Source organism: Marinimicrobium sp. UBA4509 (genome assembly GCF_002388575.1).
In the GTDB taxonomy this organism is placed as follows: domain Bacteria; phylum Pseudomonadota; class Gammaproteobacteria; order Pseudomonadales; family Cellvibrionaceae; genus Marinimicrobium; species Marinimicrobium koreense.
In genome coordinates, this window is sequence record NZ_DGMV01000027.1 from 13,897 (window position 1) to 25,902 (window position 12,006).

At 59.4% G+C, this 12,006-nt stretch carries 13 protein-coding genes; 10 read left to right on the plus strand and 3 right to left on the minus strand.

Features of this window, described 5'->3' with window-relative positions; all coding sequences use genetic code 11:
- Positions 1-63 precede the first annotated feature (63 nt).
- Both B3520_RS03055 and B3520_RS03060 read left to right on the plus strand, forming a co-directional pair.
- Positions 64-1,668: a methyl-accepting chemotaxis protein gene (locus tag B3520_RS03055; RefSeq protein WP_339619688.1), complete on the plus strand. Its 1,605-nt coding sequence runs from the start codon at positions 64-66 to the stop codon at positions 1,666-1,668.
- Positions 1,669-1,760: 92 nt separating this feature from the next.
- Positions 1,761-2,255 (plus strand): shikimate kinase, encoded by a 495-nt coding sequence (locus B3520_RS03060; protein WP_051174294.1) that lies wholly within the window; start codon positions 1,761-1,763, stop codon positions 2,253-2,255.
- A gap of 27 nt (positions 2,256-2,282) precedes the next feature.
- Here B3520_RS03060 and B3520_RS03065 read toward each other — a convergent pair whose 3' ends face one another.
- The 3 genes from B3520_RS03065 to B3520_RS03075 form a co-directional block, all read right to left on the minus strand.
- The gene (locus B3520_RS03065; RefSeq protein WP_123637028.1) at positions 2,283-2,768 is read right to left on the minus strand and encodes an Lrp/AsnC family transcriptional regulator; all 486 of its coding nucleotides are present in this window, start codon (positions 2,766-2,768) and stop codon (positions 2,283-2,285) included.
- Positions 2,769-2,949: 181 nt separating this feature from the next.
- Positions 2,950-3,501, minus strand: a complete 552-nt coding sequence (locus B3520_RS03070; RefSeq protein ID WP_265367659.1) for a hypothetical protein — start codon at positions 3,499-3,501, stop codon at positions 2,950-2,952.
- Positions 3,502-3,585: 84 nt separating this feature from the next.
- Positions 3,586-3,900, minus strand: a complete 315-nt coding sequence (locus tag B3520_RS03075; RefSeq protein WP_349678473.1) for a type 1 pili tip component — start codon at positions 3,898-3,900, stop codon at positions 3,586-3,588.
- 371 nt (positions 3,901-4,271) lie between these two features.
- Between B3520_RS03075 and adk the strand changes: the two genes are divergently transcribed.
- The 8 genes from adk to B3520_RS03115 all read left to right on the plus strand — a co-directional run bounded on the left by adk (position 4,272) and on the right by B3520_RS03115 (position 12,004).
- Entirely contained in the window at positions 4,272-4,925 is a 654-nt protein-coding gene (adk, locus tag B3520_RS03080; RefSeq protein ID WP_123637031.1) for an adenylate kinase, read from the plus strand.
- 302 nt (positions 4,926-5,227) lie between these two features.
- Positions 5,228-5,944 (plus strand): hypothetical protein, encoded by a 717-nt coding sequence (locus B3520_RS03085; protein WP_286806423.1) that lies wholly within the window; start codon positions 5,228-5,230, stop codon positions 5,942-5,944.
- Between the two features lie 224 nt (positions 5,945-6,168).
- Positions 6,169-6,885, plus strand: a complete 717-nt coding sequence (gene tsaB, locus B3520_RS03090) for a tRNA (adenosine(37)-N6)-threonylcarbamoyltransferase complex dimerization subunit type 1 TsaB (RefSeq protein WP_286806422.1) — start codon at positions 6,169-6,171, stop codon at positions 6,883-6,885.
- Between the two features lie 26 nt (positions 6,886-6,911).
- On the plus strand, positions 6,912-7,712 hold the full coding sequence (locus B3520_RS03095) for an undecaprenyl-diphosphate phosphatase (protein WP_123637034.1): 801 nt from the start codon (positions 6,912-6,914) through the stop codon (positions 7,710-7,712).
- A 65-nt stretch (positions 7,713-7,777) separates the two neighbouring features.
- Entirely contained in the window at positions 7,778-9,097 is a 1,320-nt protein-coding gene (locus B3520_RS03100) for a M18 family aminopeptidase (protein WP_286806421.1), read from the plus strand.
- Positions 9,098-9,114: 17 nt separating this feature from the next.
- The gene (locus tag B3520_RS03105; RefSeq protein WP_286875390.1) at positions 9,115-9,819 is read left to right on the plus strand and encodes a hypothetical protein; all 705 of its coding nucleotides are present in this window, start codon (positions 9,115-9,117) and stop codon (positions 9,817-9,819) included.
- A 20-nt stretch (positions 9,820-9,839) separates the two neighbouring features.
- Complete coding sequence (locus B3520_RS03110; RefSeq protein ID WP_123637037.1) at positions 9,840-10,868, plus strand: cyclic nucleotide-binding domain-containing protein; 1,029 nt, start codon at positions 9,840-9,842, stop codon at positions 10,866-10,868.
- Positions 10,868-12,004, plus strand: coding sequence for a tRNA-queuosine alpha-mannosyltransferase domain-containing protein (locus B3520_RS03115; RefSeq protein ID WP_286806416.1), 1,137 nt, complete (start codon positions 10,868-10,870; stop codon positions 12,002-12,004). Before B3520_RS03110 ends, B3520_RS03115 begins: the two co-directional genes overlap by 1 nt.
- Positions 12,005-12,006: the final 2 nt, after the last annotated feature.

Consider the following 12,006-nt stretch of genomic DNA (forward strand, 5'->3'; position numbering starts at 1 on the left):
GGTCTTGTTGAAGGGTTCGTTATGTTGAGTTGGTACAACAATATAAGCTTTCGATGGAAGCTGATGCTGCCTTTATCGCTTCTGGTTATTATCTTTATTGCGGTGAGCATCTACGCGGTGCGGGCAGCGAACCAGATGGGGAGCTACTCGAACACCATCGGTACCGTGAACCTTCCGGAAATCCAGCTTTTGATGCAGGCCGATCGCGACCTTTATCAGGCGCTGACCGCCGAGCGGGCCATGCTGTTAGCCGACCCGGGTAGCAGCGAAATGGATGCGCTGTATCGCGACCATCAGGATAATGCCCAGCAGACTTACGATCGCGCGATTCAGTCCTTGGACCTCTCCGAGATCGCCACCCGCGAAGAGCGGGAAACCTTCCAACAACTCTACGATCGTTGGTTTAGCCTGAGCGAGTCCATTGTTGAGGATGCTCGCAGTGCCGATCGGATGACACTCGCCTTCCTGGAGGATCGCTCCTTCGGCGAGGTGGCGGAGGCTTTCGACGCGCTTCGAACTCACCTGGACGTAGTATCCGAACGCCGCCTGGAGCAGGTTGACCGGCTCAATCAGCGGGTTGACGCGGAAGAGGCGCAGATGACCTCGATCCTTACTCTGTCGGGTGTGACGGGCACTCTGATTGCCGTGTTGGCCGCCTTGTTATTGCCCCTGGTGGTGACACGCCCTCTGAACGAAATCAGCGGCCGGATTCACGACATCGCCGAGGGCGATGGAGACCTGACGCTGCGCATCAACCTCGATCGGCGCGATGAATTGGGGCAACTGGCCGGGCATGTGAACCGCTTTATGGACCGGTTGCAGCAACTGATTGGGGATATTCGTCACACCACCGAAGACGTTTCCGTTTCCAGCGAGCAGGTGCTGCAGGCCTCCACCAGCAGCCAGAAGGCGGCGGACGATCAGGGTCAGGCCATCAATATGGTGGTGGCGGCCGTCAATGAGCTGACCGCCGCCATTCAGGAAGTGGCGCAGAATACCAACGAGACCGCCGACAGTGCCAAAAACGCATCGGGCACCACCGATGTGGGGCGCGAGCGCATTGAGCGGGCCGTGGCCAGGGTGAACAGCCTCTCGGCCCACATTGGCGAAACGGCGGAGCGCATGCGCCGTCTGGAAGAAGAAGCCAAGAACGTCACCTCCGTCATTGATGTGATTCGCGGCGTTGCGGAGCAGACCAACCTGCTTGCGCTGAATGCTGCCATCGAGGCGGCGAGGGCGGGCGAGCAGGGGCGTGGCTTTGCCGTGGTGGCGGATGAAGTTCGCACCCTGGCCAGCCGCACCCAGCAGTCCACCGAGGATATCCGCACCATGCTGACCCGGCTTCAGTCCGGCGTGCAGGAAGCGGTTGAGGCCATGACCTCCAGCAGCGAAATGACCGAAGAGGCGGTAACCGCCGCCGGGGAGGCCGGGCAATCCCTGGAGGATATCGCCGAGGCGGTACAGCGGATTACCAATATGGCGATTCAGATTGCCAGCGCCGCCGAAGAGCAGAGTACCGTCACCGCCGATATTGACAAAAATATGGTGGAGATCAACGAGCTAGCAGCACGGACACAGGATGATGCCGCGACCACGGCGAGCGCCAGTGGGCGCCTGACCGACCTGGCTTCCAGCCTGAGAGAACTGGTGGTAAGGTTCAAGGTCTGACGTTAACGAGCCGGCCCGAGTTTTCGGGCCAGGCGTGATACGAGGAGACTTCCGTGAGCGAGCCGATTGGCAACAGTCTGATACTGGTCGGTATGCCCGGCGCGGGTAAAAGCACCGTGGGGCTGCTGCTGGCGAAGGAGTTGGTCAAGGCCTTTGTGGATACCGACATTCTCATCCAGACCCAAGAGGGTAAGGCGCTTCAGGACATCATTTACGATCACGGCTACGAGTACCTGCGCAAGGTGGAAGAGCAGGTGTTATTGGAGTCGCAGTATCTCAACCATGTGATCGCCACCGGCGGCAGCGTGGTTTACAGCGACCCCGGTATGCAGCACCTGAAAAAGGCGGGCCGGATTGTGTTCCTGGACGTTCCCTTGGAGGAGCTCGAACGGCGGGTGCACAACTTTTCCACCCGGGGCATCGCCTGTGCGCCGGGACAGACCCTGGCCGACCTGTTTGAGGAGCGCCGGGCCCTGTACCAGCGTTATGCCGATATCACGGTGGACTGTGCGACCAAGCACCAGGATGAAGTGGTGTCGGAAATCATTTACCAGGAAGCGGAGCAGTTCGCTGAAATGGATGCCTGAGGCGTCCCTGCCTCTTTTCCGGCCTGACTACAGTGGCAGCTCGGTGGTGTATTTCACCTGCTTGAGCGCGAAGTTCGAGCGAATCGAGGCAACATGGGGCAGGGGGCGCAGCTTTTCATTCAGCAACTGCTCGTAATGCTCGATGCTGTTGACCACCACCTTCAATAAATAGTCGCTGTCTCCGGTGCTGGCATAGCATTCCAGTACCTCGGGGACGGCCTGTATCCCCGCTTCAAACTCCTCCAGGGCTTCACTCTGATGGCTGGTCAGGCGCACGGCGCTGTGCACCACCACATGCATTCCCACCTTTTTCGGGTCCAGCAGAGTCACTTTCCCCCGGATGATGCCTTCGGCTTCCAGCCGTTTGAGGCGGCGCCAGCAGGGCGTATGCGACAAACCAATCAGGTTGCCCAGATCGGCCATGGAGTAGTCGGCGCTGCCCTGGAGGGCGCGCAGAATTTTTCGGTCGTAGTCATCCAGATCAATGGAATCGGAGGAGGTTGATACTGACATAGTTTTTATCCTGATTATGAATTTCTCTCACTACCTATTGTAGGGGGCGCGGGCGCGGCAATCAATTAGGGCGAGTATGATCAATCAGGGGGCGGACGGCGGGCAGTTGGCGCTTGAGATCAGGCCTCTGCCCGAGGTGAGCAAAAGCCTGATTTGACGAAGGTTTTGGGGCGTTTCCGGATCAGGAAGAGAGGCTGCCACGCCCCCGGCGCCCGGCCGCAATGGGCGTGGCCGGCTCGGTCGTTTCCAGGCTGTCGCTCAAGGGTTCGGAATCCGTCAGGGGCGCTGCTGCTGGTGCGGGCGGCGCCTGTGTCTGAGGGGCCCGGACCTGCTCAAAACGTGCCTTTATACGGGTCAGCTCCTCCAGTGAGGTGCTGAGCTCCGCCAGTTGCACCTGCTTATCATCAATCTGCTTCTGGAGGGCCGCAATATCCTGCTCGATTCCCTGATGCTCACGGCGAATACGCTGCTCTTTCTGATTAGCATCCTGGAGCACATCGTCGGTGCGGATACGCGCCGATTCCAGGGTTTTACAGATGACCTCCATCAGCCGTTCATCCGGATCGTCGGGCAATTGGCGCATCAGCGCCATGGCGTCGTCAATGCTGTATCGGGTTGCGTTGCGGGCTTTGGGCTCATCCACCAGAGGCGCGTGGAAGTCGTCTCGGGTGGGTAGGTCCAGGTCTTCGTCTTCCGGTGCATTGTCCTGCTCGTGTCGGTTGAACAGTCCCATAGTCTTATCCTCTGCTGTTGGCAGGTGTCACAAGACCTAAGCATAGTCTACCGCGGACGATTTTTCCGGTGTCGCCAGCCTGTTTCAGGCTGGCTCTCCCTTGAGTTTCTGGAGGTGCTTCTGGCTCAAAGACAGAAACCGGGGCGTTGGGCCGGAGTCGTTGTAGATCGGATCGCCCAGTTCATCCTCCGCCACAACGGTCCCACCTTTTATATAGGGCATGCCGGATTCCAGCTCGCTCAAGGCGGCGGAGAGCAGGTCAGTGATCAGGCTCTCCGGGGTTTTTTTCGGGTACATCTCGCACAGTGCTTGGATGCGTGCCGCATCTTCCACCGGCAGGTGCACGGCGTAGGCCTGCTTGGTCAGTTCGCCGCGGGCATTTTTTTCCCAATGACTCATGAGTTCGCTGACTTTCATCGATAAAACCTCATTGCTGGTCAGTGTGGGCGGTCGACCGGACCCCCTCAAATTCAGTATAGAGCAGCTTTTTGCGGCCAGCTAACTCCCGATAGGGAAAAGTGGCCACCCGATGTCGGTTCCGCTACGGAACCTGCCGGTAACGGCTCCTCTATATAAGGAATGTGGGTGAAAGTCGACAAATCAAGGGTTTCCGGGGGCTGATTGTCGCCAAACGGGGCTTGTGTGACGGCTGAAAGTTACAGAATTAGCCGCATGGACCAATATTGTGCTCCCGGGGCCGTGCGTGTATCGTATGCGGTTTTTCATTGGCCATCAGTCCGCCAATCCGTACTGCTTTAGAGGAGCAACCCATGAAAGTAATCCTGCTCGGTGCCCCGGGAGCCGGTAAAGGTACCCAGGCTCAGTTGATCATGGATAAGTTCGGTATTCCCCAGATCTCCACCGGTGATATGTTGCGAGCGGCCGTCAAGGCAGGCACACCGTTGGGTTTGCAGGCAAAAGACATCATGTCGGCGGGCGGTCTGGTGCCGGACGACCTGATCATCGCACTGGTAAAAGAACGCATCAAGGCCCCGGATTGCGCCAAGGGCTTTCTGTTCGATGGTTTCCCCCGCACCATCCCCCAGGCGCAAGCGCTGCTGGATGAAGGGATCAAAATCGACCACGTGATTGAAATCGATGTGGATGATGAAGAAATTGTTTCCCGTCTGGCCGGTCGTCGTGTGCATGAGCCCTCTGGTCGGGTCTATCACATCAACCATCAACCGCCCAAAGAAGAAGGGGTGGATGATATTACCGGCGAGCCCCTGATTCAGCGCGAAGACGATCGGGAAGATACCGTGCGTAAGCGTCTGTCGGTGTATCATGAGCAAACCAAACCGCTGGTCAACTTTTACCGCGATCTGGAAAAATCCGGAAACCCGGACGCGCCTCAGTACACTCGCATTGAAGGTGTCGGCAGCATTGCGGATATTCGCGCGCAGCTGGAATCGGTGCTGCAATAAGCGAAGAATCACGTCTCCGTTTTTGCGATTGCATCAGGGCCCGCTTGCGGGCCCTGATGCGTTTTAGAGCAATGAAGAATTACCCGCGTTGCATTCCGGCAACACCTGAAACGGTTCAGTTTTACCAAAAACGTGATAAAAATTAAAAAAAAGCCGAAAAATCATCAAATAATTTGCTAAAAACTCGCAATGTGGCTAATTTTTACATAGTATTTGTGTGCAGACTGGACGCACATAGACTGTGCTCGGTTTATGATTCAACTGATGTGCAAACAACGATACGAAGTTGAGGAGAAACGTTTATGGCCAGAGTAGCAAAAAAGCGTAAGGCAACTGCCAAACGCGCCACCGCAAAACGCACCACTTCAACCACCAAAACCGTTGACGCGGCCGTGGCAAAAGTGGAAGCGAAAATCGAAAAGCTGCAGAAAGATGTTGCTGATCACGCGAAGAAAGTAGAGGCCGCTCGCAAGAAAGCGACGGCGGCAAAGTCGAAAGCCGCTACTTCCAAGCGCGCGGTTGACAAGCGTTCGGCAAAATCTGCCACCGCAGCGGTCAGCAAGGCCAATGAAAAGGCCAAGGCCGCTCGAGCCAAGGTCGCGGAAGCGCGCGTAGAGCTTGCCAAAGCCAAGGCGATGGCAACCGCAAAAGCCGCAGCCGAAGCGGCTGAAGCCAAGATTACCGAGCTGCGCGAAAATCTGGCCAAGCGTGCCGAAACCGATCTCGAAAAAGCCAAGGCTTCCTTCGAGCAGCGCTGGAGAAAGTCCCGCGAGAAGGCGGATGAGCGCAAGGTGAAGGCCGCACGCAAAAAAGCCGCTGCCAAAGCCAAAGCCGCCGAGAAGAAGGCCAAGGTGAAAATGGCGCAGGTCGAGCGTAAAGCCGCCGCCAAAGCCAAGACGAAAACCAAGAAGAAGGCCACCAAAAAGCGGGCTACCGCCAAGCGGACCGCCACCGCACCGGCGAAAACCCGGGCTCGCAAGGCGACCGCCAAGCGTGCCGGTCGTCCGCGTAAGAAGTAAGACGCGAGTCGGCGCCGCTCACTCGTCCAGTACGGGCCGGGCGGTCGCTTAGGCCAGGCGAAGCCCTGTACGGGGTCGCCTTTGGTAAAAACCCGGAACTCCCGGCCGAAATGGGCCGGGAGCCGGGTTTTTTTCGTTGTGGAGGCTTACGTGAGGTAGATCGATGCACGGCGGGGTGAAATCTGGCAGAATGCGGCGTCTTCTCTCTGGACCCACGTGACACTATGACCCGACTTCTTGCCCTCGATACCTCAACCGATGCTTGCTCCGTCGCGCTGCAGGACGGAGAGCGGATCATTTCCCGATTTGAGCTGGCCGCCAAGAGCCACACCCAGCGTTTGCTGCCCATGGTGGACGAGGTGCTCTCGGAGGCTGGGTTGGCATTGGCCGACCTGGATGCGCTGGTGTTCGGTCGCGGTCCGGGTTCATTTACCGGCCTCCGAATCTGTTTGGGGGTGGTTCAAGGGTTGGCGTTTTCACGGAGTTTGCCCGTCGTGGGCGTGTCCACGCTCGAAGCCATGGCGGTCGGTTATTATCGGCGGCATCCTGACCTGGCCAGCGCCTCCACGCCGTTGCTGGTTGCGCTGGATGCGAGAATGCAGGAAGTGTATTGGACTTTGGTCAAACCCCAATCCGGTGCCGGCGGTGTTGAAACCCTGACCGATGAAGCCGTCTCCCCCCCGGAGCAGGTCGTCGAGCTTGCCGCCGGGCACACCGGGGAGGCGGGTTTTTATGGCGTGGGGCCGGGCTGGCACTACCCGGCACTGGAAAAGCTGGCGCCATCGGCGGTGGATATGGACGTGCATCCGGACGCCCGCGATATGCTGCCGTTGGGTGCATTTGCGCTGGCGCAGGGGCAGGCGGTGTCGGCCGAGCAGGCCCGGCCCGTTTACCTGCGCGATGAAATCAGTTGGAAGAAACGCGAGCGGATTCGTTCCTGAGCCTCATCATTGTCACGGAAAGCGCTATGGACCTGTTGCAGATTGTTTTTCTGGCCCTGATCCAGGGCATTACCGAATTTCTGCCGATATCCAGTTCGGGGCACCTGCTGCTGCCGTCGGAGTTGCTGGGTTGGCCGGATCAGGGGCTGGCCTTTGATGTCGCGGTACACGTCGGAACGCTCAGCGCCGTCGTACTGTATTTTCGCCACAGCCTGGGCGCCATGGCACGGGATTGGTTGGGGCAGGTGTTTGCCCGTCGCGACAGCACCGAAGACAGCCAGCTCGCCTGGTATCTGATTTTGGCAACGGTGCCGGCGGCGCTTGCCGGACTGGTGTTTGATGGCGCGATCGAAACCCATCTGCGCTCGGTGTGGGTGGTGGCGATTACCACGATTGTATTCGGCCTGGCGCTGGGTTGGGCGGACTGGCATGGCGGGCGTGCCAAAACCGTCTTCGATATTACCTGGAAAACCGCCTTGATCATCGGCCTTGCCCAGGCACTGGCCCTGATTCCGGGCACCTCCCGCTCCGGCATCACCATAACTGCGGCGCTTTTTCTGGGGCTGACGCGAACGGATGCGGCCCGCTTCTCGTTTCTGTTATCGGTGCCGGTGATTGCGCTCAGCGGTGGCTATAAGGCCTTACAGTTGTGGCTGCAGAGCGAGCCGGCACCCTGGGGGGAACTGGTGGGTGGTGCGGCCATTGCCGGGGTCAGCGCGTTTGTGTGCATCCACTATTTCATGCACTATATTCGGCAAATTGGCATGATGCCGTTCGTCGTGTACCGGTTGCTCTTGGGGGCGGCGCTCATTTGGGTGGCGCTTTGATACCCTCGTAAACATGTCAGCGTCGAGCACGCTGTTGTCTCGATTCACTCGGTTAGAATTCATCTATGGTTGATCATTCGTCCCACGCATTCAATCGGGGCCTGCTGGAGTTTCTGCAGGCATCCCCCACGCCGTTTCACGCGGCGGAGAATATTGCGGCCCAGTTGACCCTGGCCGGCTTCCAGCCCCTTGTCGAGGGTGAGCGCTGGAGTCTCAAACCCGGTGGCAAGTACTGGGTCATGCGTAATGGCTCCTCCGTGATTGGTTTCATCTACGGGCGCGAGCCCATGGAGACCGACGGTATCCGGATGGTCGGTGCCCACACCGACAGCCCCTGCCTGAAAGTGAAACCGCAGCCGGACCTGTCCAGCCAGGGGTATGCTCAGCTTGGCGTGGAAGTGTACGGTGGTGCGCTGTTGGCCCCCTGGTTTGACCGGGACCTGTCCATGGCGGGGCGCGTCAGCTATCGCGATGGTGAGGGCCGAATCCGCAGCGGTCTGGTGGATTTCAAATTGCCGGTCGCGGTGGTGCCCAGCCTGGCCATTCATCTGGACCGGGAAGCCAACCGCCAGCGCAGCATCAACCCGCAGAAAGAATTGCCGCCGCTCCTGCTCAGTGAAATAGATGGCGTGGATCAGCCGTCCTTTCGCGAGCGGCTCAAGGCCCAGTTATTGGCTGAACAACCGTTGCTGACGGTGGATGAGGTGCTGGATTTTGAAATCAGTCTGTACGACACCCAGCCACCGGCACTGATCGGTCTGGCCCAGGATTTTCTCGCCAGTGCCCGGTTGGACAACCTGTTGAGCTGTTATGTGGGCCTGCAGAGCCTGCTGCAGGCCGATGACCGGCACAGCACGCTGTTGGTGTGCAACGATCACGAAGAAGTGGGCAGTGCCTCCGCCTGCGGTGCCAAGGGGCCCATGCTGCAACAGTTTCTGGAGCGCCTGGTGCCCGAGACGGAAACCCGTATGCGGGTGCTGGATGCCTCCCTGATGATTTCCGCGGACAACGCTCATGGCGTGCACCCGAACTTTGCCGATCGCCATGACGACAATCACGGCCCGCGCCTGAACCGGGGGCCGGTGATCAAGGTCAACGCCAACCAGCGATATGCCACCACCAGTGAGAGCAGCGCCCTGTTTCGTGACCTTGCCGAGCGGGCGGACGTGCCGGTCCAGACCTTTGTCTCCCGGACCGACATGGAGTGCGGCAGCACCATTGGGCCGATCACCTCTGCCGAAGTGGGCGTCAAAACCCTGGACGTGGGTGTGCCCACCTTTGCCATGCACTCCATTCGCGAGCTGGCGGGGCGGGACGATGCGGCCTATCTTCATCAGATCCTCAATGAATTCTATCGCTACCCGCATCCGCCGGGGCAATCATGACACCAACTGGAGGGTCTATGTCCGGGAGTTTCTATCGTTCAACGCTGGGGCGAGCGGCCTTGCCACTGATGCTTGCGGCGGCTTCGATACTGATGGCCGTCAAGGCAGGCGCCAATGGTGGCCACTTTCTGGTTGATGACGCGGCCACAACGCCACCACAAACCTGTGCCCTTGAGACCTGGGTTACGAGAATGGATCCCACCACCCGTGCGACGGTGGCGCCAATGTGCAATATTACTGGTGCCAGCGAGTGGAAGCTCCCACTGGAGTACAACCTGTCCAATGACGAGCTGACCACCATCGGGCTTGATTACAAGCGGGTGTTGTGGGCTTCGCGCAGTGGCCCGGCGCTGGCCGGCAGTGCGGGATTTCGCTACAACCGGGTGACCAGCGAAATGGACACCTACTATCTCAATATTCCCCTGAGTTTCCAGCCCATGGACAGCCTCACGCTGCACCTCAACGGTGGGGTGGAGCACGATCGGCCACTGGATGACACCTACGCCACCTGGGGCGCGGCGGCGACGTTCAAACCTGTGACCGGACCGATCTGGATTCTGGAGATGTATGACAATGATCGCCGTCAGGATCCGATCATTGCCGGCGGCGCGCGAATGAATGTCGGCAGCACCCGCTGGACACTGGACCTGGGCCTGGCCCGTGATACTCAACTGGACGAGACTGCCTATACGCTGGGGATCAACATTCCCCGTTTGTTTTGATTGCACGGTAGAAACGTTCTATGAGTCTCCAACGGGACACTTTACGGGTTTTTTCCCCTTTCGATCGCCTGTCTGATGAGTACCTGGACAAGGTGCTGGAAAAGGCCGAGTGGGTAGAGATACCCCGCGGCACACTGATCTTTAAACGGGGCAAAACCCTGGATGTGCAGCACTATCTGGTATCCGGCCGGGTCGACCTGATCGATGCCCAGTTTCAGAGCAGCAGCCTGGAGGCGGGATCGGACAATGCCAGCTTTCCTCTGGCGGATCATTCGCCCACGCAAGTGTCGGCGGTCGCCAAAACGGACGTCGAGCTGATTGTTCTGGAGCGCGACTTTCTGGATCTGGTGATGGCCTGGAGTCAGAGCGGCGATCACCCCGAGGGTGACAGTAGCGGGGCGGATGATCATGACTGGATGTCCTACCTGCTGGAGTCGCCGCTCTTTACTCGCGTACCGCCGGGCCATATTCAGCAACTGTTTGTCCGCTTCGAAGAAATCGACGTCGAAAAAGGCGAATCAATCGTGCGCGAAGGGGAGCCCGGTGATTATTTTTATGTGCTCGAGTCCGGGCGCGCTTCGGTAACCGACAAGGCCGGTCGGGTGTTGGCGGAATTGGGCGCGGGTTCCTATTTTGGTGAGGAAGCGCTGGTCGGTGATACGACCCGCAATGCCAATGTCGACATGCTGACCGCCGGGCGGCTGATGCGCCTGGAAAAAGCGGACTTCAAAACCCTGTTGCAGGAGCCGGTGGTCAAAACAATCCCGGCGTCGGAGTGGGGCGAGCGCTCCGCCTCTTTGGGCGAGTTCGTCGTTCTCGATGTCCGTCTGGTGGTGGAGCGGCGTTTCGGTAAGCTCGAGGGCAGTCGCAATGTCCCGCTCGGGCAGTTGCGCGGTGCTCTGGACGAACTCGACAAGTCCACCGCTTATGTTGTTTCCGATGATGCCGGGCGACGTAGCGATGTCGCCGTGCAGTTGCTGGCCCAGGCCGGTCTTGAGGTCTACCTGCTGACGGATGCGGCACAGCTCCACGGTCAGCCGCTCAACTGATGCGCGTCCTGCTTCTGTCCGGATACGATGCCCCCAGTCATCGTCGATGGCGGGAGCAACTGGCCGCCCGGTACCCGGATTGGCAGTGGACACAGTTGAGTCTGCCCCCGCGTCATTTCAAGTGGCGCATGAGGGGCAGTGGCTTTCTCTGGGCGTTTGAGCAGGCGAACCGCCTGCGTGAACCCTACGACCTCCTGATTGCCACCTCGATGGTGGACCTGTCGGCTCTGCGCGGATTGGTGCCCGAAGTCGCGCGCATTCCCACCCTGGTTTACTTTCACGAGAATCAGTTTGCCTACCCACAGCGCAAGCAACAGCGGGCCAATGTCGAACCTCAACTGATCAACCTGTACACGGCTCTGTGCGCCGATCAGGTGGCGTTCAATTCCAATTACAACCGGCGGACTTTTCTCGCCGGGGTGGCGGACCTGCTATCGCGGTTGCCGGACCGGGTGCCGGATACCGTTCTGGCGCAGCTGCATGCCCGCAGTCGGGTGATGCCCATCCCGATCGAGCACGACTGTTTTGTGCCGGACCGGGCGCCAGAGGACGGCCCTCTGACCCTGATCTGGAACCACCGCTGGGAATACGACAAAGCGCCGGATCGGCTGCTCAATGGTCTGCGCCGTTTTTTCGAACTGTGTCCGGAGGGAAAAGCCGGCGAGCCGCCGATTCGCGTGCACGTGGTTGGGCAGCAGTTCCGCCAGCAACCGCCGGCTTTTGAGGCCCTGAAGTCCCTGCTGGACGCTCACGGCGCTGGGGGCGCCTGGGGTTATGTGGAGAGTCGGGAAGCCTACGGCCGCCTGCTGGCCGAGAGCCATGTGGTGCTGTCCACGGCGTTGCATGACTTTCAGGGCCTGTCGGTACTGGAGGCGGTGGCAGCGGGCTGTCGCCCCCTGGTGCCGGATCGCGAAGCCTACCCGGAGTGGTTTGCGCCCGAATACGGTTACCTGAGCGATCCGGAAAATCCCGAGTTTGAGGCCCAGGCGTTTGCGGAACGGTTGCTGAGTTGGTGTCGGGCGCGGGCCCAGGGCGAATGGCTTGCTGTACCTGATATCGATTTTCTGCATGAGCGGCGCTGGCATCCGGTCTATCGGGATGAGCTGATTGGGCTGTCGCGGACTTCAAAAATCTGAGT